General features: G+C 73.1%; 23 protein-coding genes. 13 read left to right on the top strand and 10 right to left on the bottom strand.

What is annotated here, in order from left to right:
* Nucleotides 1-96: 96 nt before the first annotated feature.
* Nucleotides 97-2,214 (bottom strand): excinuclease ABC subunit UvrB, encoded by a 2,118-nt coding sequence (gene uvrB / locus DQ244_RS18815; RefSeq protein ID WP_113813078.1) that lies wholly within the window; start codon nt 2,212-2,214, stop codon nt 97-99.
* A 418-nt stretch (nt 2,215-2,632) separates the two neighbouring features.
* Between uvrB and glgX the strand changes: the two genes are divergently transcribed.
* The gene (gene glgX, locus DQ244_RS18820; protein WP_113813036.1) at nt 2,633-4,741 is read left to right on the top strand and encodes a glycogen debranching protein GlgX; all 2,109 of its coding nucleotides are present in this window, start codon (nt 2,633-2,635) and stop codon (nt 4,739-4,741) included.
* Entirely contained in the window at nt 4,738-7,113 is a 2,376-nt protein-coding gene (gene treY, locus DQ244_RS18825) for a malto-oligosyltrehalose synthase (RefSeq protein ID WP_199580484.1), read from the top strand. The genes glgX and treY overlap by 4 nt, the downstream gene beginning before the upstream one ends.
* Before the next feature lie 123 nt (nt 7,114-7,236).
* Here the strand turns inward: treY and DQ244_RS18830 are convergent, their stop codons facing one another.
* From DQ244_RS18830 to DQ244_RS18840, 3 genes are read right to left on the bottom strand one after another with little or no spacing between them, the layout of a single operon-like run.
* Complete coding sequence (locus tag DQ244_RS18830) at nt 7,237-8,460, bottom strand: ABC transporter permease (RefSeq protein WP_113813037.1); 1,224 nt, start codon at nt 8,458-8,460, stop codon at nt 7,237-7,239.
* Complete coding sequence (locus DQ244_RS18835; RefSeq protein WP_113813038.1) at nt 8,457-9,185, bottom strand: ABC transporter ATP-binding protein; 729 nt, start codon at nt 9,183-9,185, stop codon at nt 8,457-8,459. The genes DQ244_RS18830 and DQ244_RS18835 overlap by 4 nt, the downstream gene beginning before the upstream one ends.
* Nucleotides 9,182-10,204, bottom strand: a complete 1,023-nt coding sequence (locus DQ244_RS18840; RefSeq protein ID WP_113813039.1) for a secretion protein HlyD — start codon at nt 10,202-10,204, stop codon at nt 9,182-9,184. The genes DQ244_RS18835 and DQ244_RS18840 overlap by 4 nt, the downstream gene beginning before the upstream one ends.
* Before the next feature lie 181 nt (nt 10,205-10,385).
* On the opposite strand from DQ244_RS18840, the gene treZ reads away from it, so the two are divergent.
* The 5 genes from treZ to DQ244_RS18865 all read left to right on the top strand — a co-directional run bounded on the left by treZ (nt 10,386) and on the right by DQ244_RS18865 (nt 16,801).
* Nucleotides 10,386-12,140, top strand: coding sequence for a malto-oligosyltrehalose trehalohydrolase (treZ, locus tag DQ244_RS18845; RefSeq protein ID WP_113813040.1), 1,755 nt, complete (start codon nt 10,386-10,388; stop codon nt 12,138-12,140).
* Nucleotide 12,141: 1 nt separating this feature from the next.
* Entirely contained in the window at nt 12,142-12,867 is a 726-nt protein-coding gene (locus DQ244_RS18850) for a pyrimidine reductase family protein (RefSeq protein ID WP_199580485.1), read from the top strand.
* 127 nt (nt 12,868-12,994) lie between these two features.
* Complete coding sequence (locus DQ244_RS18855) at nt 12,995-14,062, top strand: ATP-dependent DNA ligase (RefSeq protein WP_113813041.1); 1,068 nt, start codon at nt 12,995-12,997, stop codon at nt 14,060-14,062.
* 85 nt (nt 14,063-14,147) lie between these two features.
* Nucleotides 14,148-15,707: an alpha/beta hydrolase gene (locus DQ244_RS18860; protein ID WP_113813081.1), complete on the top strand. Its 1,560-nt coding sequence runs from the start codon at nt 14,148-14,150 to the stop codon at nt 15,705-15,707.
* A gap of 23 nt (nt 15,708-15,730) precedes the next feature.
* Nucleotides 15,731-16,801, top strand: coding sequence for a DNA polymerase domain-containing protein (locus tag DQ244_RS18865; RefSeq protein WP_113813042.1), 1,071 nt, complete (start codon nt 15,731-15,733; stop codon nt 16,799-16,801).
* A 10-nt stretch (nt 16,802-16,811) separates the two neighbouring features.
* Here the strand turns inward: DQ244_RS18865 and DQ244_RS18870 are convergent, their stop codons facing one another.
* Together DQ244_RS18870 and DQ244_RS18875 are read right to left on the bottom strand one after the other, a co-directional pair.
* The gene (locus DQ244_RS18870) at nt 16,812-17,447 is read right to left on the bottom strand and encodes a PilZ domain-containing protein (protein WP_113813043.1); all 636 of its coding nucleotides are present in this window, start codon (nt 17,445-17,447) and stop codon (nt 16,812-16,814) included.
* Nucleotides 17,448-17,610: 163 nt separating this feature from the next.
* Complete coding sequence (locus DQ244_RS18875; protein WP_113813044.1) at nt 17,611-17,859, bottom strand: hypothetical protein; 249 nt, start codon at nt 17,857-17,859, stop codon at nt 17,611-17,613.
* Between the two features lie 221 nt (nt 17,860-18,080).
* On the opposite strand from DQ244_RS18875, the gene DQ244_RS18880 reads away from it, so the two are divergent.
* Nucleotides 18,081-18,494, top strand: a complete 414-nt coding sequence (locus DQ244_RS18880) for a hypothetical protein (RefSeq protein ID WP_369832128.1) — start codon at nt 18,081-18,083, stop codon at nt 18,492-18,494.
* 156 nt (nt 18,495-18,650) lie between these two features.
* Nucleotides 18,651-18,854: a cold-shock protein gene (locus DQ244_RS18885; RefSeq protein WP_040339721.1), complete on the top strand. Its 204-nt coding sequence runs from the start codon at nt 18,651-18,653 to the stop codon at nt 18,852-18,854.
* Nucleotides 18,855-18,920: 66 nt separating this feature from the next.
* Here DQ244_RS18885 and DQ244_RS18890 read toward each other — a convergent pair whose 3' ends face one another.
* Nucleotides 18,921-19,379 carry a hypothetical protein gene (locus DQ244_RS18890; RefSeq protein ID WP_113813045.1) on the bottom strand — a complete coding sequence of 153 codons (459 nt, stop codon included), beginning with the start codon at nt 19,377-19,379 and terminating at the stop codon, nt 18,921-18,923.
* 83 nt (nt 19,380-19,462) lie between these two features.
* On the opposite strand from DQ244_RS18890, the gene msrB reads away from it, so the two are divergent.
* Complete coding sequence (gene msrB, locus DQ244_RS18895; protein ID WP_113813046.1) at nt 19,463-19,879, top strand: peptide-methionine (R)-S-oxide reductase MsrB; 417 nt, start codon at nt 19,463-19,465, stop codon at nt 19,877-19,879.
* Between the two features lie 66 nt (nt 19,880-19,945).
* Here msrB and hemQ read toward each other — a convergent pair whose 3' ends face one another.
* The 3 genes from hemQ to hemE form a co-directional block, all read right to left on the bottom strand.
* The gene (hemQ, locus tag DQ244_RS18900) at nt 19,946-20,665 is read right to left on the bottom strand and encodes a hydrogen peroxide-dependent heme synthase (protein ID WP_113813047.1); all 720 of its coding nucleotides are present in this window, start codon (nt 20,663-20,665) and stop codon (nt 19,946-19,948) included.
* 273 nt (nt 20,666-20,938) lie between these two features.
* Nucleotides 20,939-22,306 carry a protoporphyrinogen oxidase gene (hemG, locus tag DQ244_RS18905; RefSeq protein WP_113813048.1) on the bottom strand — a complete coding sequence of 456 codons (1,368 nt, stop codon included), beginning with the start codon at nt 22,304-22,306 and terminating at the stop codon, nt 20,939-20,941.
* Complete coding sequence (gene hemE, locus DQ244_RS18910) at nt 22,303-23,352, bottom strand: uroporphyrinogen decarboxylase (protein WP_233491729.1); 1,050 nt, start codon at nt 23,350-23,352, stop codon at nt 22,303-22,305. Before hemE ends, hemG begins: the two co-directional genes overlap by 4 nt.
* A 103-nt stretch (nt 23,353-23,455) precedes the next feature.
* Between hemE and DQ244_RS18915 the strand changes: the two genes are divergently transcribed.
* Genes DQ244_RS18915 through DQ244_RS18925 form a run of 3 tightly spaced genes read left to right on the top strand, consistent with a single transcriptional unit; the run spans nt 23,456 to nt 25,943 of the window.
* Nucleotides 23,456-24,079: a DUF3000 domain-containing protein gene (locus DQ244_RS18915; RefSeq protein ID WP_113813050.1), complete on the top strand. Its 624-nt coding sequence runs from the start codon at nt 23,456-23,458 to the stop codon at nt 24,077-24,079.
* Between the two features lie 38 nt (nt 24,080-24,117).
* Nucleotides 24,118-25,452, top strand: a complete 1,335-nt coding sequence (locus DQ244_RS18920; RefSeq protein WP_233491730.1) for an HRDC domain-containing protein — start codon at nt 24,118-24,120, stop codon at nt 25,450-25,452.
* A 2-nt stretch (nt 25,453-25,454) separates the two neighbouring features.
* On the top strand, nt 25,455-25,943 hold the full coding sequence (locus DQ244_RS18925; RefSeq protein WP_113813051.1) for a hypothetical protein: 489 nt from the start codon (nt 25,455-25,457) through the stop codon (nt 25,941-25,943).
* Nucleotides 25,944-25,992: the final 49 nt, after the last annotated feature.

Consider the following 25,992-nt stretch of genomic DNA (forward strand, 5'->3'; position numbering starts at 1 on the left):
GCAACGGTCGACCCACGGATCCGGTTCCCGGCGCTCGGAAAAATTTTCGGACGCTCACCCGGTGGGACGACCGGCCGCGGCGCGCGGGGCGCCGCGTCAGGCGTGCGCGGCGTCGAACTGGCGCAGCTCCTTCTTGAGCTCGTTCAGCTCGTCGCGCAGCCGGGCGGCCACCTCGAACTGGAGCTCCCGGGCGGCGGACAGCATCTGGTCGTTCATCGTCTGGATCATGTCGGCCAGTTCGGCCCGGGGCAGGCCCTGCACGTCGATCGACCCGGCCTTGGCCTTGGCCTTGGACGACAGCCCCGGCACCGGCGACTTCCCCCGCGACTGCTGCCGCCCCGAGCCGCCCAGCAGCTCGGTCGCCGCCTCGGTGTCCTCGGCCGCCTTGTAGATGCCGTCGAGGATGTCCACGATCTTCTTCCGCAGCGGCTGCGGGTCGACGCCGTGCGCCGTGTTGTAGGCGATCTGCTTCTCGCGCCGCCGGTTGGTCTCCTCGATCGCCTGGGCCATCGACGGGGTGATCGAGTCGGCGTACATGTGGACCTGGCCCGACACGTTGCGGGCGGCGCGGCCGATCGTCTGGATCAGCGACTTGCCCGACCGGAGGAAGCCCTCCTTGTCGGCGTCGAGGATCGCCACGAGCGAGACCTCGGGCAGGTCCAGCCCCTCGCGCAGCAGGTTGATGCCGACCAGCACGTCGTACTCGCCCTGCCGCAGCTCGCGCAGCAGCTCCACGCGGCGCAGCGTGTCGACCTCGGAGTGCAGGTACCGCACCTTGATGCCGAGTTCCAGCAGGTAGTCGGTGAGGTCCTCGGACATCTTCTTGGTGAGCGTGGTGACCAGGATCCGCTCGTCCTTCTCGGTACGGATGCGGATCTCGTGCACCAGGTCGTCGATCTGGCCCTTGGTGGGCTTGACCACGACCTCCGGGTCGATGAGACCGGTGGGCCGGATGACCTGCTCGACGACGTCGCCCTGGACCTTGCCGAGCTCGTAGTCCCCCGGGGTGGCCGAGAGGTAGACGCTCTGCTTGATCCGGTCGGTGAACTCCTCCCACTTCAGCGGGCGGTTGTCCATCGCCGACGGGAGCCGGAAGCCGTGCTCGACCAGCGTCCGCTTGCGGCTCATGTCGCCCTCGTACATGCCGCCGATCTGCGGCACGGTCACGTGCGACTCGTCGATCACCAGCAGGAAGTCGTCGGGGAAGTAGTCGATGAGGCAGGCGCCGGCCGATCCGGGCTTGCGGCCGTCGATGTGCCGCGAGTAGTTCTCGATGCCGGAGCAGAAGCCGACCTGGCGCATCATCTCGATGTCGTAGGTGGTGCGCATGCGCAGCCGCTGGGCCTCCAGCAGCTTGCCCTGCCGGTCGAGCTCCGCCAGCCGCTGCTCGAGCTCGGCCTCGATGCCGCGGATCGCCCGCTCCATCCGGTCGGGACCCGCGACGTAGTGGCTCGCCGGGAAGACGAAGAGCTCCTCGACCTCCCGCACGACCTCGCCGGTGAGCGGGTGCAGGTAGTACAGCCGCTCCACCTCGTCACCGAACATCTCGATGCGGACGGCGAGCTCCTCGTACACCGGGAAGATCTCGATCGTGTCGCCCCGGACCCGGAAGGTGCCGCGGGTGAAGGAGAGGTCGTTGCGGGTGTACTGCTCGGTGACCAGCGTGCGCAGCAGCTCGTCGCGGTCGCGCTCCTCCCCCAGCTTGATCTTCAGCGCGCGCTCGACGTACTCCTGCGGGGTGCCCAGGCCGTAGATGCACGAGACGGTCGAGACCACGACGACGTCGCGCCGGGTGAGCAGGCTGTTCGTCGCCGAGTGCCGCAGCCGCTCGACCTCCTCGTTGATCGAGGAGTCCTTCTCGATGTAGGTGTCCGTCTGCGGGACGTAGGCCTCGGGCTGGTAGTAGTCGTAGTACGAGACGAAGTACTCCACCGCCGCGTCGGGCAGCAGCTCCCTGAACTCGTTGGCCAGCTGCGCCGCGAGGGTCTTGTTGGGCGCCATGACCAGCGTGGGGCGCTGCACCTGCTCGATCAGCCAGGCGGTCGTCGCCGACTTGCCGGTACCGGTGGCCCCGAGGAGCACCGTGTCCTCCGCGCCGGAGTTCACCCGCTCGGCCAGCGCCTTGATCGCCGCCGGCTGGTCGCCCGCCGGCTCGAACTCGCTGACGACGCGGAAGCGCCCCTGGGTGGGCCGGAGATCGGTGGACGTGCGCACGTGCACGAAGGTACGTCGGCGGTGTGACAGAACGCGCCGCGAGCGCCGCGGGCGGCCGGTGGGGCACCCGGTGACCGAGTGGCAGGGCGGGTACTTGTCTCCTCCCGCGCGGACGCCCTAGCGTGCCTGATCGCAGGAGCGGTCAGCGCCGGGACCAGCGCCACCCGGGCCTCCACCCGGGCGAGGTCGGCCCCGCCGCCGTGCCATCCGGCCGGACCTGCGCACGACGCCCCCCGCGGCCCCGCCGTGGGGGGCGTCGTCGTCGCCGGAACCGGGCACGACTCACACCGCGAGCAGGTGTGGCGGACCCCCGGCGCGGGCAACGGGTCCCCGACGTCCGTCCCCGGCCGGCGGCGTCGACGCGCGCCGGCCACCCGCCCCAGGCCCCGGGGCCCCTGCGCAGGAGGAACTCCAGACGATGACCCAGGTATGGCCCGGTAGCGCCTACCCCCTCGGCGCGACCTACGACGGCACCGGCACCAACTTCGCGATCTACAGCGAAGTGGCCGAGAAGGTCGAGCTGTGCCTCTTCGACGAGCAGGGCGGCGAGGAGCGCATCCGCCTCCCGGAGATGGACGGCTACGTCTGGCACGCCTTCCTGCCCGGCATCCACCCCGGCCAGAAGTACGGGTTCCGGGTGCACGGCCCCTACGAGCCGGAGCAGGGTCTGCGCTGCAACCCCAACAAGCTGCTGCTGGACCCCTACGCCAAGGCGATCGACGGCCAGATCGACTGGGACCCGGCCTGCTTCGGGTACGACTTCGAGACCAAGGAGCGCAACGACGAGGACTCCGCGGCGCACATGCCGAAGTCCGTCGTCGTCAACCCGTTCTTCGACTGGGGCGTGGACCGCCCGCCGAGGACGCCCTACAACCGGACTGTCATCTACGAGGCCCACGTCAAGGGCCTGACCATGACGAACCCCCGGATCCCCGAGGAGCTGCGCGGCACCTACGCCGGCGTGGCCCACCCGGCGACGATCGAGCACCTCACCGATCTGGGCATCACCGCCATCGAGCTGCTGCCCGTGCACCAGTTCGTGCAGGACGACACGCTGCTGCAGAAGGACCTGCGCAACTACTGGGGCTACAACACGATCGGCTTCTTCGCGCCGCACAACGAGTACGCGCAGTCGAGCAACGGCCAGCAGGTGCAGGAGTTCAAGGGCATGGTCCGCGCCCTGCACGAGGCGGGCATCGAGGTCATCCTCGACGTCGTCTACAACCACACGGCCGAGGGCAACCACCTGGGCCCGACGCTGTCGTTCAAGGGCATCGACAACCGGACGTACTACCGGCTGGTCGAGGGCGACGAGCAGTACTACATGGACACCACCGGGACCGGGAACTCGCTCAACGTCCGGCTCCCCCAGTCGCTGCAGCTGATCATGGACTCCCTGCGCTACTGGGTGACCGAGATGCACGTCGACGGCTTCCGCTTCGACCTGGCCTCCACCCTCGCCCGCCAGTTCCACGAGGTCGACCGGCTCTCGGCGTTCTTCGACCTGGTCCACCAGGACCCCGTCGTCAGCCAGGTGAAGCTGATCGCCGAGCCGTGGGACATCGGGGACGGCGGCTACCAGGTCGGCAACTTCCCGGCGCTGTGGACCGAGTGGAACGGCAAGTACCGCGACACCGTCCGCGACTTCTGGCGGGGCGAGGGCGGCACCATCGGCGAGTTCGCCGACCGCATCTCCGGCTCGGCCGACCTGTACCAGCACTCCGGCCGCCGCCCGGTCGCCAGCATCAACTTCGTCACCGCGCACGACGGCTTCACGATGAGGGACCTGGTCTCCTACAACGAGAAGCACAACGAGGCCAACGGCGAGGGCAACAACGACGGCGAGAGCCACAACCGCAGCTGGAACGGCGGCGTCGAGGGCGAGACCGACGACCCGCAGATCCTGCACCTGCGTGCCCGCCAGCAGCGCAACTTCATCGCCACCCTGATGCTCAGCCAGGGCGTGCCGATGCTGCTGCACGGCGACGAGCTCGGCCGCACGCAGAACGGCAACAACAACGGCTACTGCCAGGACTCCGAGCTGACCTGGATCGACTGGGAGAAGGTCGACGAGGGCCTGCTCGAGTTCACCAAGAAGGTCACCCAGCTCCGCTGCGACCACCCGACGTTCCGCCGGCGCCGGTTCTTCCACGGCCGGCCCGTGCGCCGCGGCCAGGGCGAGCCGGTGCCGGACATCGACTGGCTGACCCCCGAGGGCGAGTCGATGGCCGACGAGGACTGGGACGTCGGCTACGCCAAGTCCCTCGCCGTCTACCTCAACGGCGTGGGCATCCGCGAGATGGACGAGCGCGGCGAGTACGTCAAGGACGACCACTTCTACCTGGCGTTCAACGCCTCGGACCAGCCGATCGAGTTCACGCTGCCCGGCGACGACTACTGCCAGGCCTGGACGACGGTGCTCGACACCGCCGAGATGGGCGAGGTCGAGGCGGTCGAGCTCAAGCCGGGCGAGACCGTGACCGTCGACGGCCGGGCGATCGTGGTCCTGACCGGACCGGCCCAGTGACCGGCCCCGACCTGGCACCCGGGGAGGAACCGCGCCGCGGCGTCCCCGCGGCCACCTACCGGTTGCAGGTGCACGCGGACTTCACCCTGACCGACGCCGCGGAGGTCGCGGACTACCTCGCCGACCTGGGTGTCACGCACGCCTACTCCTCCCCCCTGCTGCGCTCGGCCGAAGGCAGCAGCCACGGCTACGACACGGTCGACCACGCGCACATCGACGAGGCGCGCGGTGGGCAGGAGGGCTTCGACCGGTTCGTCACCGCGCTGCACGAGCAGGGTCTCGGGCTGGTGCTGGACCTGGTGCCCAACCACATGGGCGTCGACGACCCGGCGGCCGCGCCGTGGTGGTGGGACGTGCTCCAGCACGGCCAGGCCTCCGCGCACGCCGGTGCCTTCGACATCGACTGGGAGTTCGGCTCGGGCAAGGTCCGCATCCCGGTGCTCGGCTCGGCGGACGACGTCGAGAAGCTCGAGGTGGTCGACGGTGAGGGTGGCGCAGCCGAGCTGCGCTACTACGACAACCGCTTCCCCATCGCCCCGGGGACCGGCGAGGGCACCGCGCAGGAGGTGCACGCCCGCCAGAACTACGAGCTGGTCGACTGGCGCCGCGCCGACTCCGACCTGAACTACCGCCGCTTCTTCGCGATCAACACCCTCGCGGGGCTCCGGGTCGAGGACCCGGCGGTCTTCGACGCCACCCACGAGCTCGTGCTGCGGCTCGTGCGCGACGGCGCCGTCGACGGTCTGCGGATCGATCACCCGGACGGGCTGGCCGACCCCAAGGGCTACCTGGACCGGCTGGCCGAGGCGTCGGGCAACCGGTGGACGGTCGTGGAGAAGATCCTGGAGCCGGGCGAGGACCTGCCGGAGTCCTGGGCGACGGCGGGCACCACGGGGTACGACGCCCTGGCCGAGGTCGACGAGGTGCTCGTCGACCCGGCCGGCGAGGCGGCGATCACCGCCCTGGACACCGAGCTCGCCGGGCGGCAGGTCGACTACGCGCAGCTGGTCCACGACTGCAAGCGCGAGGTCACCGACGGGATGCTCGGCTCGGAGGTCGCCCGCCTGGTGCGCGTCATCGGTGAGCGGGGTCGGGCGGCCGGAGACACCGACGCCGCCCAGCAGACCGAGGCGCTGGCCGAGCTGCTGGCGAGCTTCCCCGTCTACCGCAGCTACCTGCCCGACGGTCGCGAGCACCTCGACACGACCGTGGCCGCGGTGCGCGAGCGGCGTCCCGACCTGACCGCTGCCCTGGACGCGCTGCACCCCGTGCTGTCGCAGGCCGGGACCGAGGCCGCGACCCGGTTCGAGCAGACCAGCGGCCCGGTCATGGCCAAGGGCGTGGAGGACAGCGCCTACTACCGCTGGGCCCGCTTCGTGGCGCTCAACGAGGTGGGCGGCGACCCGGCCGCGTTCGGCAGCACGGTCGCGGAGTTCCACGAGGCCCAGCTGCGCCGGCTCGAGAAGCGGCCCCTGTCGATGACCACGCTGTCGACGCACGACACCAAGCGCAGCGAGGACGTGCGGGCCCGGCTCGCGGTGCTGGCCGAGCTCCCGTCCGAGTGGGCGCAGCTGGTGCGCGGATGGCTGGTCCGCCACCCGCTGGCCGACCGGTCGCTCGCCCACCTGGTGTGGCAGAACCTGGTCGGCGCCTGGCCGCTCTCCCGCGAGCGCGCCCACGCCTACGTGGAGAAGGCCGCCCGCGAGGCCGGCACCTCGACGACCTGGACCAACCCGGTGCAGGAGTTCGAGGAGCAGCTGCACGCGCTCGTCGACGCCGCGTACGACGACCCGACGACGACGGCGGAGATCGAGGCGTTCGTCGCCCGGATCGCGCCGCTGGGCCGGTCGAACTCGCTGAGCCAGAAGCTGCTGCAGCTGACCATGCCCGGCGTCCCCGACGTCTACCAGGGCACCGAGCTGTGGGACCTCTCGCTGGTCGACCCGGACAACCGCCGCCCGGTCGACTACGCGCTGCGCCGGGAGCTGCTGGCCCGGCTCGACGCCGGCGAGGTCCCCGCGGTCGACGAGACGGGAGCGGCCAAGCTGCTCGTCGTCTCCCGCGTGCTCCGGGCCCGGCGGGACTCCCCCGGGTGGTTCGCCGGCTACCGGCCGGTGGAGGTCACCGGCTCGGGAGCCGACCACGTCGTCGCGTTCGACCGGAGCGCGGGGGACGGGAACGGCATGGTCGTCGTCGCCACCCGTCTGCCGGCGAAGCTAGCGGAGAACGGCTGGGGCGACACCGCGCTCCGGCTGCCCAACGGCGCCTGGCGGGACCTGCTCACCGGTGAGCGGGTCGTCTCCGACGTCGCCGGCGTCGCCGCCGACGCGCTGCTCGCGAAGCTCCCGGTCGCCCTGCTCGTCCGCGACTGAGCACATCGTCGTCCTCCGGACGACACCGCGGCCAGGAGCCGTCCCCGAGTGAGCGGAGCCCCGTCGACCGCTCCTCGGGGAGCCTCCGGCCCCCGCTCGTCACGGTCAGGTCCCCCGGCGTGCTCAAAAGCGGATCGCGTCGATCACCTTGGCGCGGACGGCGATGATCGCCGGCAGCAGCCCCGCCAGCGCACCGACGGCGGTGGCCGCGACCATCCCCTCGATCGCCGCGGCCACCGGGAAGCCCGGGGCCTCGGCCAGCGGGATGCCGTCGTTGAACCACTGCTCCACCGGCAGGTTGCGCACCAGCACGATCGCCGCCCCGACCGCGGCCACGCCGGCCAGCGCGGTGGCGCACACGCTCTCCAGCATCACCGCGGAGAACACCCGCCCGGAGGTGGCCCCGAAGCTGCGCCGGACGCCGATCTCGCGGATCCGCTGCCGCACGGTCACCAGCCCGATGTTCAGCACCCCGAGCCCGCCGAGGACCAGCACCACGACGCCGGCGCCGCGGATGGCCAGCCGGAGCATCGCCAGCGTCTCCTCCATCCCCTGCGCGTCCTGCCGGTAGGCGTCCACCTGCGCCCCGTCGAGCGCCAGCCGCAGGTCGTGGGTGACCGTCTCCATCACCTGGTCGGCCTGGTCCGTGCCGACCCACAGCTCCAGGCTCGTCGGCCCGCCGTACATCGCCTGCGCGGGGTCCACCGCGCCCGCGTCCCCCCAGGGCCCGCCGGAGCGGTCCACCCGGTAGGCGATCAGCTCGGTGCCGTAGCCCTCGCGGACGACGCCGACGATCGTGGCCGTCACGGGCGCCGGCCCGCCGAGCACCACCGTGGGCCGGGAGGACAGGTCCGGGACGCCCAGGGCCTCGAGGAACGCCTCGTTGACCACCAGCGCCGGGCTGAGCGAGCTGCGGTCCCCCTCGCGGAACCAGCGCCCCTGCACCGGCTCCTTGCGGTGCAGCACGCCGTAGGACGGGGACACCCGCATCGTCTGCACCCGCTGCGTGCCGCCGGGAAGCCGGTAGAGCCCCTCGCCGTAGGCCATGTTCGCCGACGTCGTGATGCCGTACCGCTCGACGAGGTCGGCGACCGCCGCGTCCCACTCCTCGGCGGCCGGGGGCATCCCGGTCATCGGGTCGAAGGCCTGGACGACGATCGTCGCCGCGCGCCCACCCGTGCGCTCGGCGTTCTCCTGCTGTACCTGCGCCACGATCAGGCCCAGCGCCGTCACCGTCGTCATCGCGAAGACCGCCAGGAAGACGCCGACCAGCGACAGCACGACGCGGCTCTTGTGCACCCGGACCTCGTCCCAGGCCTCCGACAGCGCACCGAGGACGCCGATCACGCCGTCCCCCGGTCCGAGGTCGCGGCACCCAGGGACCCGGCCTCCACCAGCTGCGACAGCCGGCCGCCGTCGAGCCGGTACCGCCGGCTCGCGAGCGCGGCCACCGACAGGTCGTGGGTGATGGTGATCAGCGCGGCACCGTTCTCCGCGGTGGCCTGCGCGAGCAGGGCCATCACCTGCGCGCCGGTCTCCACGTCCAATGCGCCGGTCGGCTCGTCGGCCAGCACCACCCGCGGCGCCCGGACCAGCGCCCGGGCGATCGCCACCCGCTGCTGCTCGCCGCCGGAGAGCCGCTCGGGCACGTGCTCGGCGCGGGCGCCGAGCCCCACCCGCTCGAGCATCTCCGCGGCGGTCCGCCGGCGGCGGAGGAAGTCGCGGCCGCGGGCGTAGAGCAGCGGCGCCGCCACGTTCTCCACGGCGGTGCGACGCGGCAGCAGGTTGAACTGCTGGAAGACGAAGCCGAACACCTCGCCCCGCAGCCGTGCCCGGCGGCGCGCCCGCAGGTGGTCGGTGGGCTCGCCGTCGAGCAGGTAGGTGCCACCGGTGGGGGTGTCGAGCAGACCGAGGATGTTGAGCAGCGTCGACTTCCCCGACCCGGAGCGGCCGACGATCGACACGTGCTCCCCCGGCGCGATCTCCAGGTCGACCCCGGTGAGGATCGGCAGCAGGGTCCCGTCGGGCAGGACGACCTCACGGCTGATGCCGCTCAGCTGCAGCAGGCTCATCCGTAGGGCCCGCCCATCATCTGGTCGTCGACGGTGTCGTCGGGCACCGGGATGAACTGGAGCACCTGCTCGCCCTCGGTCAGCCCCTCGCGCACCTCGATCTGGTCGCCGTCGCTGAGCCCGAGGACGACGGGCCGCTCCTCCTGCGCGCCGTCCTCGCCGACCACCCACACGTTGCCCCGCTGCACCGACCCCTGGACGGCGGTGATCGGCACGACCAGCACGTCCTCGGCGGTGCCGGCGTTGACGGCGACGGTCACGGCCATGCCCGCGAAGACGGTGGTCCCGGCGGGGACGGCGCACCGCGCGGTGGTGCCGCCGCCGGAGGACGGCGGGCCCACGGGCCCGCCCAGGCCGTCGTCGTCCCCGGTGGGCGCCGGGGCGGCGCCGAGGGCCAGCCCGGTGCAGGTGAACGGTGCCGGTCCGCCCTCCACGGTCACCTCGGCGGTGGACGGCGGGGCGAGCAGCCGGAACTGCTCGGCCTGGGTCAGCGGCGCGGTCACCGACAGGGTGCCCGGCCCGATGGCGCCCACCTTGTCACCGACCGCGACCACCTGGTCGACGAGCGCGTCCATCGCGGAGACGGTGCCGCCGGTGGGGGCGAGGACGGCGACGGTGCGCACCCGCGGCGGCCGCGGGGTGACCGTCGGGTTGCCCTCGGCGTCGGTGCCCGTGGTCGGCTGCAGCTGCTCCTCGACCCGGATCTCCAGCAGCGGCTGACCGGCGGCGACCGCCGTGCCCTGGCCGGCCAGGATCCGCCGGACGGTGCCGGCTGCGGTGGCCCTCACCGGTACGGCGTCGTCGGCGACGACGGTGCCGGTGACCGTCACGGTGTTGGCGACGGTGCCGCGGGCGACCGGCACGACCGGCGACGACAGGTCGAGCACCGGCGCACCCGGGCCGGCCGAGACGTCGGTGTCGCTGCCGCCGCGGAAGGCGAGCACGACCAGTGCGACCGCGATGACCGACCAGACGATCAGCCGCAGCACGGGGAGGACGAGGGTGCGGACCGTGCCCACGGGCGACCTCCGGCGGATGGGGTACCCAGCGGTACCGGTGGCGCCGGACGATAGCGGCAGAGAACCCGGTCACAGCCGGTTTTCCGCGCGGCACGCGGGGCACGGCGTCCAGGGTTGGGGTGCCCGAACGCGGGCAGAACTCCTCCGCCCCCCGCCGTCCCCTCTCATCGGAGGCCCCCGCATGCCCGCTCCCGCCGAGTTCGCCGTCTGGGCCCCGCTGCCCGAACGCGTGCGAGTGCAGGTCGACGGCACCGTCCACGAGATGCGCCGGGACGAGGGGGGCTGGTGGCGTGCCGAGGTCGACGCGCGGCCGGACGCCGACTACGGCTACCTGCTCGGCGACGACGACACCCCCCGGCCCGACCCGCGGTCGCGGCGCCAGCCCGAGGGCGTGCACGGCCTCTCCCGCCGCTTCGACCCCTCCGCCCACTCCTGGGGCGACTCGGCCTGGACCGGGCGCCCGCTGGCCGGTGGCGTGGTCTACGAGATGCACATCGGGACCTACACCCCCGAGGGCACGCTCGACTCGGCGATCGAGCGGCTCGACCACCTGGTGGACCTCGGCGTCGACTTCGTCGAGCTGCTGCCGGTCAACGCGTTCAACGGCACCCACAACTGGGGCTACGACGGCGTGCTCTGGTACGCCGTCCAGGAGACCTACGGCGGTCCCGAGGCCTACCAGCGGTTCGTCGACGCCTGCCACCAGCGCGGCCTCGGCGTGATCCAGGACGTCGTCTACAACCACCTGGGCCCGTCGGGGAACTACCTGCCGCTGTTCTTCCCGGTCTTCGCCGAGGGCGGCTCCAACACCTGGGGCGACTCGATCAACCTGAGCGGCCCGGACTCCGACGAGGTCCGCCGCTACATCCTCGACAACGTGCTGATGTGGCTGCGCGACATGCACGTCGACGGTCTGCGCCTCGACGCCGTGCACGCCCTGGTCGACGAGCGCGCGACGCCGATCCTCGAGCAGATGTCGACCGAGGTGGACCGGCTGTCGGTCGCCGTCGGCCGGCCGCTCACCCTCATCGCGGAGAGCGACCTCAACGACCCGCGGATGGTGACCCCCCGTGCCGCCGGCGGCAGCGGCATCCACGCGCAGTGGAGCGACGACTTCCACCACTCGCTGCACAGCACCCTGACCGGCGAGGGTCAGGGCTACTACGCGGACTTCGCCGAGGCCGGCCTCGGCGGCCTGGCCAAGACGCTGACCGGCGCGTTCTTCCACGACGGCGCGTGGTCCAGCTTCCGCAGGCGCTCGCACGGCCGCCCGGTGGACACCGCCCGCCTGCCCGGCTGGAAGTTCCTCGGCTACCTGCAGGACCACGACCAGATCGGCAACCGCGCCACCGGCGACCGCATCTCCGAGACCCTCTCCCCCGACCTGCTCGCCGTGGGCGCGACCCTGGTGCTCACCGCCCCGTTCACCCCGATGCTCTTCATGGGCGAGGAGTGGGGGGCGAGGACGCCGTGGCAGTTCTTCACCAGCCACCCCGAGCCGGAGCTGGGCAAGGCGACCGCCGAGGGGCGCATCGGCGAGTTCGCCGAGCACGGCTGGGACCCCGCGATCGTGCCCGACCCGCAGGACCCGGAGACCTTCACCCGCTCCAAGCTCGACTGGGCCGAGCCCGCGGAGGAGCCGCACGCCCGGCTGCTCGCCGTCCACAAGGCGCTGCTGGCGCTGCGCAAGCAGCAGCCCGACCTGGTCGACCCCGACCTGTCGGCGGTCGAGGTGAGCTGGGACGACGAGGACCGCACGATCACCGTGCACCGCGGCGGGCTGCGGGTGGTGGCCAACCTGGCCGACCAGCCGCGGGAGGTCGACCTGGACCGGGCCGCGGTCGGCGTGGTCTTCTCCACCGGTGACGAACCGACGCTGGACGGCACGACCGTGACCCTCCCCGCCGAGAGCGCAGCCGTCCTGACCACCCGCTGACGTGCGACGACTGCTCCCCGACCCGGCCCCGCTCGACGACGCGGGGCTGGTCGAGGCCTACCGGTGCCCACCGGGCCGCTGGCTGCGGATGGACTTCATCGCCTCCCTCGACGGCGCGATCACCGTCGACGGGAAGAGCGAGGGCCTGGGCGCTCCCGGCGACCGCCGGGTGTTCCGGGTGCTGCGCGCGCTGGCCGACGTCGTCCTCGTCGGGCACGGCACCGCGGCGGCCGAGGGCTACCACCCGGTGCTGCTCGGCTCCGCGGTCGGCCGGCTGCGGGAGTCGCTCGGCCGCACTCCGACGATGCCGGTCGCGGTCGTGTCCCGGCGGGCGTCCCTGGACCCGACGAGCGGGCTGGTGACCGACGCCGTCTCCCCCACGATCCTGGTCACCTGCGCCGCCGCCGACCCTGGCCGGCGGGCAGCCCTGGCCGAGGCCGGCGTCGACGTGCTGGTGTGCGGCGAGGACGACGTCGACCTGCCGGGGGCCCTCGACGCGCTCGCCGAGCGCGGGCTGGAGCAGGTGACCTGCGAGGGCGGGCCCCAGCTGCTGCGCACGGCGCTGGCGGACGGGGTCGTCGACGAGCTCGACCTCTCGGTCTCCCCGACGATGGTGGGCGGCGAGGCGCGCCTGCTCGACGGCGCGCTGCCCTCCCCGGCGCGGCTGACGCTGCGCCAGGTGCTCGAGGAGGACGGCATGCTCTTCACCCGGTACTCGGTGGGCTGACGCCGGCTCTCAGCCGACGAGGGCGACCGCCCCTCGGGTGTGGTCGTGCGGTGGACGGCCGCCGTGCCGGCACCTCCGCACGCCGGGCCACGCGCTGCCGTCGGCCCCGGCTGCTTGACTACGCCGCATGGACCTGCCCGTCATGCCGCCGGTGAAGCCGATGCTGGCCAAGGCCGCGACCACGGTGCCCACCGGCGACTTCCTGTACGAGCCCAAGTGGGACGGCTTCCGCTGCATCGTCTTCCGCGACGGCGACGAGGTGAAGCTGGGCAGCCGCAACGAGCGCCCGCTCACCCGCTACTTCCCGGAGGTCGTGGCCGCGGTCAAGGAGCACCTCCCGGAGCGCTGCGTCGTCGACGGCGAGATCATCGTGCCGCGCGGCGACCGGCTGCACTTCGAGGCGCTGCTGCAGCGCATCCACCCCGCCGAGTCCCGCATCAACCTGCTGGCCGAGGAGACCCCGGCCTCCTTCGTCGCCTTCGACCTGCTGGCCCTCGGCGACGAGTCGCTGCTGGAGACGCCCTTCGCCGAGCGCCGCGCCCGCTTGGAGACCGCGCTGTCCGGCATCCGGCCGCCGATCCACCTGACCAGCGTCACGCGCGACCCGGCCACCGCCGAGCGCTGGTTCGAGACCTTCGAGGGCGCGGGCCTCGACGGCGTCGTCGCCAAGGCCGCCGAGCTCCCCTACGGCCCCGACCAGCGGTTGATGACCAAGGTGAAGCACGTGCGCACCGCGGACTGCGTCGTCGCCGGTTTCCGCTGGCACAAGAGCGGCCCGATCGTGGGCTCGCTGCTGCTGGGGCTGTACTCCGACGGCGAGCTGCAGCACATCGGGGTCGCGGCGTCGTTCCCGATGAAGCGCCGTGCCGAGCTGGTGGAGGAGCTGGCGCCCTACCGCGCCGAGGCGGTCGACGGGCACCCGTGGCAGGACTGGGCCAACGCCCAGGTGCAGGCCGACGGCGAGCAGCGGATGCCCGGCGCGGTCAGCCGGTGGAACGCCAAGAAGGACCTGTCGTGGGTCCCGCTGCGCCCGGAACTGGTGGTCGAGATCAAGTACGACCAGCTCGAAGGACGACGACTTCGTCACACCGGTCAGTTCCTCCGCTGGCGCCCCGACCGGGACCCCCTCAGCTGCACGTACGACCAGCTCGACGTGCCGGTTCGCTACGACCTCGGCGAGGTGCTGGACAGCTGACCGGCGGTGACGACGGCCCCTCCGACGTCGCCCGATCGGGACCGCGCGTCTGCACCGGGGCCGCAAGCCTCCTAGGCTCGTGATCATGCGTCTGCACCGTGGCCTCCCGGCCGTCGCGTCCAGCCTGCTGCTGGCCCTCCCGTTGGCACTGGCCGGCTGCACCTCCTTCGGCGACGAGCCGGAGGAACCCGCCGCCGCCAGCGCCACCCCCACCGAGGTGGAGGCGACGCCGATCGAGTGGAGCGACTGCGACGCCCAGATCCAGCCGCTGATCGAGGGCCAGCCCGGCAGCGAGCGCGACCTGTTCTTCGAGTGCGGCCGCACGGACGTGCCGATCAGCTACGACGAGCCCGGCGGCGCGACGCTGCCGCTCTTCCTGGTGCGTGCGACGCCCGCGGGGCAGACCGAGCGGATCGGCTCCCTGGTGGTCAACCCCGGCGGCCCCGGCGGCTCCGGCGCGGACGCCGCCATCGGCCTGGCGCTCACGCTCCCCCAGGACGTGCTGAACCGCTTCGACGTCGTGGGCTTCGACCCGCGCGGCGTCGGCCTGTCCACGCCGGTGGAGTGCATCCCCGCCGAGCTCAAGGACCGGGTGATCGCCGCCGAGCCGCGGCCGACCACCGCCGAGCAGCTCGACGACGTCTTCGCCCTCACCCGCGAGGTCGCCGACGGCTGCGCCGAGGAGTACGGCGACGCGCTGGGCACCTTCAACACCGTCGACACCGCCCGCGACATGGAGCAGCTGCGCAGGTCCCTGGGCGACGAGCAGCTGACCTTCCTCGGCTACTCGTACGGCACCACCCTGGGCTCCACCTACGCCGAGCTGTTCCCCGACCGGGTGCGGGCGATGGTGCTGGACGCCGCGGTCGACCCGGACACCGACGCCGTCGCCGACGCCGAGGCCAGCGCCGCCGGCTTCGAGGCGGGCTTCGACGCCTTCGCCGCGAACTGCACGAGCCTCATCGCCGGCTGCCCGCTCGGCGCCGACCCGCGGCTCTACGTCGAGGAGCTGCTCGCCCAGGCGGCCGGCGCGCCGATCCCCAGCGCCGAGCCGGGCGAGACCCGCCAGGCCACGCCGGGCGTCATCCTCACCGCCGTGCAGGCCGCGCTGTACGACACCGCGTCCTGGCCGCAGCTGGCGCAGGGTCTCCGGGCCGCGCGCGAGGGCAACTCCCAGGCGCTGTTCTCCCTGGCCGACGAGCTCACCGGGCGCCTGCAGGACGACACGTACTCCAACCTGCTCGACGCCAACCTGGCGGTGAACTGCGCCGACACCGAGGAGACGGTGGAGGAGACCGAGATCCGCCGGCTGGTCGCCGAGTGGAGCCAGGCCTACCCGCTGTTCGGCGCCGGCTCGGCCGCCGGGCTCTACACCTGCTCGGTGTGGGACGCCGAGCGGACGCCGGTCCCGGAGCGCGACGCCGCCGGCAGCGCCCCGATCCTGGTGATCGGCAACCAGGGCGACCCGGTCACGCCGCTGCCCGGCGCCGTCGACATGGCGGAGGACCTGAGCGCCGGCGTGCTGCTCACCTGGCAGGGTCAGGGCCACACCGCCTACCCGAAGACCGACTGCGTGACCGCGGCCGTGAACGCGTACCTGATCGACCTGGTGGCACCGCAGGACGGGCTCACCTGCCCGGCCTGACCTACGGCGAGCGGAGCGGCGAGATGGCCAGCAGCAAGGACGCCGTCGTCCTCGACGTCGACGGGCACGAGGTGCGCGTCTCGAGCCCCGAGAAGCCGTACTTCGGGGAGAAGGGCATCCGGAAGATCGACGTCGTGGAGTACTTCGTCGCCGTCGGCGAGGGCATCCTGTTCGCGCTGAAGGACCGGCCGACGACGCTCGAGCGCTGGCCCGGCGGGGTGTTCGAGGGCGCGCGCCTGTCCACCCGAGTGGACAACACCGGCGACGCGTTCTACCAGAAGCGGGTGCCGAAGAACGCCCCGCCGTGGGTGCCGACGGCGCACATCACCTTCCCCAGCGGCCGGACCGCCGACGAGATCGCGCCGGACTCGGTCGCCGTCGTGGCGTGGTGCGCCAACCTGGGCACGCTGACCTTCCACCCCTGGCCGGTGGACAAGGCCGACGTCGAGTCGCCGAACCAGATCCGCATCGACCTCGACCCGCAGCCGGGCACGGACTTCTCCGACGCGGTGTGGGTGGCCCCGCACGTGCGCGAGCTGCTGCACGAGTTCGGCATGGAGGGCTGGCCGAAGACCTCCGGCGGTCGCGGGGTGCACATCTACGTGCCGATCCAGCCGCGGTGGACCTTCACCGAGGTGCGCCGCTCGGTGATCGCCTTCGGGCGGGAGCTGGAACGCCGTCTCCCCGACCGCGTGACCATGTCGTGGTGGAAGGAGGAGCGCGGCGAGAAGATCTTCATCGACTACAACCAGATGGCCCGGGACCGCACGATCGCGAGCGCCTACTCCATCCGGCCCAAGCCGCACGCCCCGGTGTCGGCGCCGGTGGACTGGGACGAGCTGCCCGACGTCTCACCGTTCGACTTCGACGTCCTCACCATGCCGGCGCGCTTCCGCGAGGTCGGTGACAAGCACGCCGGCCTGGCCGACCACGCCTACGACATCTCGGGCCTGCTGGAGCTCGCCGAGAAGCAGGAGGCCGACGCCGGCATGGGCGACCTCCCCTATCCCCCGGACTACCCGAAGATGCCGGGCGAGCCGATGCGGGTACAGCCCAGCCGGGCCAAGAAGCCCGCCTCCGCGACCGAGGGCTGACCGCGCCAGGTCACTCTGCCTTCGCGCGCTCGTCCCGCAGAGCCTTGAACACCCGCCGGCGCAGCACGTCACCGTCGGCCTCGGACACGTCGAGGAAGCGCAGGGACAAGAGCCAGCGCGGGCCCTGCACGTTCTGCCGGACGATCTCGCCGGTCACATGCACGACCTTCTCCCCGAGGTCGATCATGACATCGGTACGGGTGCCGTTGTCCGGCGGGACGCCCCAGCCGTCGACGAGGGCCCGCATGCCGGATTCGCTGAGGTCGACGGTCAGGCCGGGCAGCAATCCGTCCGACCAGGGCATGCTGACGGGCAGCTCCACCCGGGCGCGCACGGTGCGTCGGCGCTGGCTCCGCTCGGCGGGACCGGTGGCCTGCAGATTCCACAGGACGTCGGTGGTGTCGTCGTCGACTCCCGCGATCTTCGCGGGGAGGGTGCGCTCCTCGTAGCCGGAGATCCAGTACACCTCGACCTGGTCACCGGACTTCACCGCGGTCTTCCACGCCGTGCCCTCGCCCTCGGGGCGCACGGCGATCACGAACTCGTTGGAGACCTCGACCGAGGCGGTCACGGTGATCCCGCGGGCCACGAGCGTCACGTCCGCAGAGGTGCTCACCTCCGGCCGGACAGCGTCGGGCTGGCTCATCGGGATCCTCCACCTGTGCACTTCAGAGACGGGTCGGCCTCGTGACCGCGTCGGCGGACGGTAACGACATGCCGTCCTCCACCGTGTGCATCGGCGGGCGTGTCCTCGACATTTCGTGCCTGCGATCCGTCGTCACCCTCCCGGGTGACCTCCCCGCACGCGCTCAGGAGGCGAGCCGGTGCGCCTCCGCTCCCAGCGCGTGGGCGACCAGGGCAGCGGGACCGGACACCATCATCGCGACGGTCGCGGCCGCGACCACGGCCCGGAGCGCGCCGGCCGACTCCGCGAGGCGGTCGGCAAGCACGAGGTCCAGGTCGGCGTCGTGCAGGTCCTCGATGTCGTGCAGCGGCACGACGGCCCCGTCCTGGTCGGCGAGGCGGGCGGGAGCGGTGCGGGCGGCTGCGGTGCGCATCGGGGTTCTCCTGGTTCGGCGCGAGATGCCGGATCCGTCCGGCTCCACGACCGTGCGGCACCAGGCGCACGGGAACGCCGAGGGATCCGCAGGGAAACCGCAAGACCGCCGTGCCCGGGGCCGGTTCCCCCGGACGGGTGAGGCGGCGCGCTCCCTCCCTCCCCTTGCCCTCAGGCATCCCTCGACCGGGACCGATGCAGGTCAGAGGTACCGACGAAGGGATGGTCGTGAGGGTCTGGCTGCTGGTGTACGGCGTGTTCTACGTCGTCATCGAGATGGTCGGCCACTCCCTGGAGTCCGTCGGCTGGCCGCGGATCACGGCCCTGGACGTGGCGACGGCGGTGACCGACGCCTTCCTCACCGTCTCCGTCGCGCTCGCCGTCCTGCTCGCCCTCAAGCTGGGCGCCGAGCGGTGGGGGCGGTCGCTCCTCCCCCGCCCGGACGCCGGCGAGCCGTTCGAGCCGGTCCGCGAGGCACCGATCGGCGTCCGTTGCTGGCGCCCCGAGCCCCTCGCGCTGCCCGCCGCGTCACCCCCGCCGGTGTCCTCCCGCAGCACCTACTCGATCGGCGCCTACACCGGCCGCCGGCGTCGGGTGGCGCCGTCGTTCCCCGAGGAGCCCGGCCACCTGCTGTGACCGCCCGGCGGCGCAGCGGTGCGGTCCGGAAGAGGTGCAGGTCACAGTTCTGCTGCAGCGTGTTCCCTTCCGGCGATCTTTGGCTAGGGTTGGCACGTCGGGAAGGCCCTGCGCTATGGCAGGACCCCGATGCACCACCTCAGCTAGGAGCGAGCAATGCCCGAAGGAACTGTCAAGTGGTTCAACGCGGAGAAGGGGTTCGGCTTCGCCACCCCTGACGGCGGCGGACCGGATGTGTTCGTCCACTACTCGGCCATCCAGACCAGCGGGTACCGCTCGCTCGACGAAGGCCAGCGGATCGCGTTCGACATCGAGCAGGGCCAGAAGGGCCCGCAGGCTGCGAACGTCACCCCGCTCTGATCTCCTGATCAGCACAGCGCCCCCGCCCGGTTCTCCGGGCGGGGGCGCTGTCGTTCACGGGCCCGGTCAGCGCTTGCGGGGCACGTAACCACCGATCAGCGACTGCATGAGCAGGGCGCCGGAGTCCGGTCCCACGGCGGCGGCCGCGTCGGCCAGGGCACGCCACCGCTGCCGCTCCACCTCGACCGGGGCGTTCTCGGCCCGCGCCCCGATCTGCTCCAGCAGCCGGTCCCACTCCCCCTGCGGCGTCGGCCAGAGGCCAGCCAGCCGACGCGCCTCGGCTGAGATGGCCGTGATCCGCACGATGTCGCCGGCGTGGTTGGTGAGCGGCTCGATGTAGCCGGCGGCCGCCAGCGCCTTGGCGGCGGAGACCACCTCGGCCTTGGACAGCCCGCTGGCGGGCACCACCGCGCCGAGCAGGTAGGGCGATCCACCGTGCTCCGGGCCGTCCACCAGCCGGGCGATGGCCCGCAGCACCGGGAGGTCGCGGGTGAACCAGGCATCGGGCAGCGGGGAGGAGGTCACCGGGCCAGTCTCCCCCGTCGGCACCCGGCGCCCGCCCGGGCGGTCCCCCGATCGAGGTGGCGGAACCGCCGTACCGTGGAGGCATGACCACCTCCGCATCCCAGCCCAAGGTCAGCAAGACCGACGAGGAGTGGCGCGCGCAGCTGTCCCCCGAGGAGTACGCGGTGCTCCGCCAGGCGGGGACCGAGCGCGCCTGGACCGGTGAGTACGTCGACACCAAGACCGTCGGCGTCTACGAGTGCCGGGCCTGCGGCGCCGAGCTGTTCCGCTCGGAGACCAAGTTCGACTCGCACTGCGGCTGGCCGTCGTTCTACGAGGCCTCCGCCGAGGACAACGTGGTGCTCCGCGAGGACCGCAGCTACGGGATGATCCGCACCGAGGTTCTGTGCGGGACCTGCCACAGCCACCTCGGCCACCTCTTCGACGACGCCCCGCAGACGCCCACCGGCGACCGCTACTGCATCAACAGCGTCTCGATCACGCTGAAGCCGGCCGAGTAGGCGCACCCCGACGCCAGAGGGCGGCCACCGAGCGATCGGTGGCCGCCCTCTGGCGTACGGGAGCTGCTACGCCAGGTCGCCGACCAGCTCCGCGATCGGCTTGCGGGTACCGGTGTAGAACGGCACCTCCTCGCGCACGTGCCGTCGGGCGCGGCTGGCCCGCAGGTCGCGCATGAGGTCGACGATGCGGTGCAGCTCGTCGGCCTCGAAGGCCAGCATCCACTCGTAGTCGCCCAGCCCGAACGACGCGACGGTGTTGGCCCGCACGTCGGGGTAGGGCCGCGCCTGCATGCCGTGCTCCTTGAGCATGTCCCGCCGCTCCTCGTCGGGCAGCAGGTACCACTCGTAGGACCGCACGAACGGGTAGACGCAGACGAACCGGCGCGGCTCCTCGTCGGCGAGGAACGCCGGGATGTGGCTGCGGTTGAACTCCGCGGGGCGGTGCAGGGCCATCTGCGACCACACCGGCTCGAGGCGGCGGCCCAGCGCGGTGCGGCGCAGCCGCGTGTAGGCCTCCTGCAGCGCCTCGGCCGAGGAGGAGTGCCACCAGACCATCAGGTCGGCGTCGGCCCGCAGCCCGCTGAGGTCGTACGTGCCGCGGACGACGACGTCCTTGCCGGCGAGCTCCTCCACCAGGGCGGCCGCCTCGTCACCGGCGGCGGTGCGCTCGTCGTCACCGAAGGGCTGGGCCAGCTTGAACACCGACCACATCGTGTAGCGGATGGTGGCGTTCAACTCGTTCGCCCGCTTACCGATGCTGCGTTCCTCGACCTGCTGCTCGCTCATGCGCCCATTGTCCCCCGCCCGGGCCGGCGGGTTCGCCGGGCCCGGGCGGGAACGGGTCGTGCGCTCAGCTCGCCGGCCGGTCCGCCTCGCCGGACCCATCGGTCCGGCGGACATGGGCGGCGCGGCAGTCGGTGCAGGCCGCCATCCACACGTGGTGGCGCAGGCAGCGGGCGAGAGCGGCGGATGCGGATCGTCTCTTGTTCGGGTGGTGCGTGGTGCTCACGCGTCGTGCAACGTCGGAGGCCGCCCCGTGATGCCGCCTCGGGTCGGGGATCACAGCAGCGCGTCGACGGCGCGGGTGGCGTCGCGGATGCAGGCCGGGAGGCCCACCCCGCCGAAGGCCGCACCGGCGATGCCGAGACCGGGCACCTCGCCGACCGCCGCGCGGATCGCGTCGACCCGGGCCGGGTGGCCCACGAGGTACTGCGGCAGCCCCCCGCCCCAGCGCACGACGGCGGTCTGCACCGGCTCCGGGCGCGAGAGCTCGAGCAGGTCGGCGACGTCGGCCACCACCGCGGCGGTGAGGTCCTCGTCGGTGCGCTGCAGCTCGGACTCGTCGCAGTACCGGCCCACCGACGAGCGCACGAGCAGCGCGTCCCCGCCCAGGTGCGGCCACTTCGAGGAGGAGACCGTGACGCCCTTGACCAGCCGGCCGGTCACCGGCGGCACCAGCAGCCCGGAACCGGCCTCGACGTCCTGCGCCGGGAACGCCATGGCCACGACCGCCATCGAGGCGTACGGGATGCCCTGCAGCGGCTCCACCGCACCGGGTGCGACCCGCCCCAGCAGCCGGGCGGCCTTGCCCGCGGGCGCGGTGACCAGGACGGCGTCGGCGGTCAGCACCTCGGGCGCCGCCACCTGACCGGTCGAGACCTCGAACCCGGAGGCGGTCCGGCGGACGGCGTGCGCCGGGGTGCGGAGGCGGACCTCGGCCCGGGCCGCCGCCACCAGCGCGGCCGGCAGCGAGCCGATGCCCTCGTCCACGGTCTGGAACACCGGCCCGTCGACGTCGCCGCGGCTGTGAGTACCTGCCTCCCGGGCGGCCGCGGCTGCCGCGAGGACCGATCCCTCACCCAGGTGCGCGTGCAGCTGCGGCATCGTCGCCTGCAGCGAGAGCTCGTCGGCCCGACCGGCGTAGACGCCGCCCAGGAGCGGCTCGACCAGCCGGTCGACCACCTCGTCGCCGAGCCGCTCCCGCAGCAGTCCTCCTACGGCGACGTCGCCGTCCACGGCCAGCGGCGGCAGGTCGGCCTCGGCGCGGACCCGCGCGACGCCCTCGGACGACAGGAAGCCGTCCAGCCCGTCGGTCGACGCCGGGACGCCGAGCACCGTGCCGGCCGGCAGCGGGAACCGGCCCTCGGGCAGCACGACCGAGGCCTGCGTGGTGGCCGGCGCGACCAGCCTTGCGCCCAGCCCGAGGGCCTCGACCAGTGCGATCGCCTCGGGGACGCGGGCAAGCATCGCCTCCGGGCCGGTGTCGTACCAGTGGCCGGCCAGCTGGATGCGGTGCAGCTTGCCGCCGATCCGGTCGCCGGCCTCGAGGACGACGATCTCGTCGTCGGGGCGGCGTCGCCGCCACTCGAAGGCCGCGGCGAGGCCGGTGATGCCGGCGCCGACGACGACCAGGCGGCGGCTGCTCATGCGCTCGTGAGCTCGTGGACCAGCTCGGTGACGTGGGTGAGGACGCCGGGGTCGGTGTCGGGCAGGACGCCGTGGCCGAGGTTGAAGACGTGCCCGCGGGCCGCCTTCCCCTGCTCCACCACGCGGCGCACCTCCCGGTCGACGGTCTCCCGGTCGGCCAGCAGGACGGCGGGGTCCAGGTTGCCCTGCAGCGACCGACCCGGGCCGACCCGGCGGGCGGCCTCGTCCAGCGGCAGCCGCCAGTCCACGCCCACGACGTCGGCTCCGGCGTCGCCGATCAGCGGCAGCAGCTCACCGGTGCCGACGCCGAAGTGGATGCGCGGCACGTCGCGCCCACCCAGCCCGTCGAAGACCGCCCGGGAGTGCGGCAGCACCCGCTCGGCGTAGTCGACCGCCGACAGCACCCCGGCCCACGAGTCGAAGAGCTGGACCGCCGAGGCGCCGGCGTCCACCTGCGTGCGCAGGAACGTCGACGAGGACACCGAGAGCTTCTGCAGCAGCCGCGACCACGCCTCGGGCTCGGCGTACATGAACGCCTTGGTGCGCGCGTGCTCCTTCGACGGGCCGCCCTCGATGAGGTAGGTGGCCAGCGTGAACGGGGCACCGGCGAAGCCGATGAGCGGCGTGGCACCGAGCTCGCCGACCAGCCGGCGCACCGCCGTCTCGAGGAAGCCCAGCTGCGCGGGGTCGAGGTCGGGCAGCGCGTCGACGTCGGCGACCGAGCGCACCGGGTCGGCGATGACGGGGCCGATCCCCGGCTTGATCTCGATGTCCACCCCGGCCACCACGAGGGGCAGCACGATGTCGGAGAAGAAGATCGCCGCGTCCACCCCGTGCCGGCGCACCGGCTGCAGGGTGATCTCGGTGATCAGGTCCGGGTCCTGGCAGGCGTCGAGCATCTTGGTGCCGGCGCGCAGCTCCCGGTACTCCGGCAGCGACCGCCCTGCCTGACGCATGAACCACACCGGCGTCCGGCTGACCGGGAGGCCACGGGCGGCGCGGACGAGATCGGAATCGGCCGGGGACGCCGACGCGGGAGCACTCACGAGCGTCGATCCTCCCAGACGACCGCCTCGCGGCGCCCGGCCCGTCGGGCGGACGTCCGGCGCGTCTGCGGCCGAACGTGGTGACCCGGCCTACTCTGCGGTCGTGGAGCCGCGCAACCTGGCTGGTGCCGGGGAACCGTCCCGGGACGTCGCCGACGTCCCGGCCGAGTTCCGTGCGGCCCTCGAGTCGCTCGCGGCGGTGCGCGCCCGGCCCGAGATCGAGCTCGAGCCCATCCCGGCTCCGCAGCGCCTCGCACCCTTCGCGCACGCGATCGGGGCCAACGTGGCCGATCCCGACGACCCGGACGACGACATCGCCAGCGCGCGGTTCATCGTCCTCTTCGACCCCGAGGGTCACGAGTCCTGGCACGGCACCATGCGCTGCGTCGGCTACCTCTCCGCGGAGACCGACGAGGAGCTGGTCGACGACGCGATGTTCTCCGAGGTCGCCTGGAGCTGGCTGACCGACGCCCTGGGTGAGGCCGGGGCCGGTCACCACGCGGTGGGCGGCACGGTCACCCGGACGGCCTCCACCCGCTTCGGCGACCTGGCCGGCCCCGAGCACTCGGTCGACGTCGAGATGCGCGCCTCCTGGACCGCCGAGGACACCGACCTCGGACGGCACCTGCAGGCCTGGCTCGACGTCCTGGGCAACGCGGCCGGGCTGCCCCCGCCCGGGGTGCGGCTGCTGGGTCCCTCCGACCGGGTCGGCAGCGAGACTCTCTAACATCGAACCGGCGCGACGGGCACCAGCCCGCTGAGCCGGTGCTCCTCCCCCTGGATCCTGCGGCCCGACGGCGGTGGAACCGGCCGGGCGCCGGCGGACCGACCGACGAGGACCGGCAAGAAGGTGGACGGCAACTGAGCACCGACCCCACTCCCGAGCCGGAGCAGCCGACCGCTCCGGAGGCCATCCCGCTGCTGGCACCCCGCGACGGCCTGCCCCCGGTCATCGAGACCTCCACCCAGCTGGTGGAGTACGCCGAGGCGCTGCGCGCCGGCACCGGTCCGGTCGCCGTCGACGCCGAGCGCGCCTCCGGCTACCGGTACGGCCAGAAGGCCTACCTGGTCCAGCTGCGGCGCAACGGCTCGGGCACCGGGCTGCTCGACCCCGTCCCGCTGCCGGACCTCTCGGTGATCCAGGACGCCATCGCCGACGCCGAGTGGGTGCTGCACGCGGCCAACCAGGACCTGCCCTGCCTGGGCGAGATCGGCCTGGTCCCCGGCCGGATCTTCGACACCGAGCTTGCGGCGCGGCTCGCCGGTCTCCCCCGCGTGGGCCTCGGTGCCGTCGTGGAGTCGCTGCTGGGCTACTCGCTGGTCAAGGGGCACTCCGCCGCCGACTGGAGCACCCGGCCGCTGCCCGAGGAGTGGCTGGTCTACGCCGCCCTCGACGTCGAGGTGCTGGTCGACCTGCGCGACGCCCTGGCCGCGATCCTCGAGGAGCAGGGCAAGACCGAGTGGGCCCGGCAGGAGTTCGCGGCGATCCTCGCCGCCGGTCCGCCGGCCCCCAAGCCGGACCCGTGGCGCCGCTCCAAGACCCGGGAGCTGCGCAGCCGCCGTCAGCTCGGCATGCTGCGCGCGATCTGGGAGGCCCGGGACGAGCTGGCCCGCAAGCGCGACATCGCGCCCGGACGGGTGCTCCCCGACGCCGCGATGGTCGCCGCCGTGCAGGCCGACCCGAAGAACGAGGGCGCGCTGCTGGAGCTCCCGGTGTTCCGCGGGCGGGCCAACCGCCGCCTGGTGGCGCACTGGTTCAGCGCGCTGGCCCGGGGCAAGGCGATCCCGGAGGACCAGCTGCCCCCGCACAGCCTCCCGGGCGACGGTCCGCCGGCGGTCAACCGCTGGGCCGATCGCGATCCGGCCGCCGCCACCCGGCTGCAGGTGGCGCGCACCGGGCTGGAGGAGCTCAAGGAGAAGCACGGCGGGATCCCGGTGGAGAACATCCTCTCCCCCGACCTGGTGCGCCGGCTGATGTGGAGCCCGCCCGAGCCCCGCGAGCGCTCCGCCGTCGAGGGCGCGCTGCGCGCCGGTGGTGCGCGCGAGTGGCAGATCGAGCTCACCGCCGACCTGCTCACCGACGCCGCCAACCGCGCCTGAGGGTGGAACGGGGCGAGGCGCTGACCCTGCGCTTCGACGACCGCGAGGTCACCGTGTTCTGGGGTCCGGTCGGTGACGTCGACCGCGTGGCCGTCCGCGACGGGCGGGTGCTCACCTGGTCGTCCCCCGACGACTGCGTCTCCGACGCCGCGCGCCACGCGTGGCGAGGGCTCGGGGACGACGACATCGGCCGGTCGGCGATGGACTTCGGTCCGGCGCAGGACTGGCTCCGGGGACGACGACCGGCGCTCCCCACGGAGTCGGCGCTGAACCTCTGGAACACCGCCAAGGACGTCGCCGACAGCGTCGATGCGCCCTGGCGGGACAGGGGCCCGACGGCCGACCGGTGCTACCGCAAGCTTTTCGCCGCGAACGTCCCCTGGGTGTTCGAGCTGGAGGCGTACCGCCCCCGCTGGCTCGCGGCGGAGCTGCGGTGCGTCCGCACCGTTCTTGGCCGGGCCGTCCACGTGCTGCGCTCCGAGCTGGGCTGAGCTCTGCGAACGCCGCCGGGGCGCCGTCCGCGTGCTGCGGACGACGCCC

Source organism: Blastococcus sp. TBT05-19 (genome assembly GCF_003319095.1).
Classification (GTDB): domain Bacteria; phylum Actinomycetota; class Actinomycetes; order Mycobacteriales; family Geodermatophilaceae; genus Blastococcus.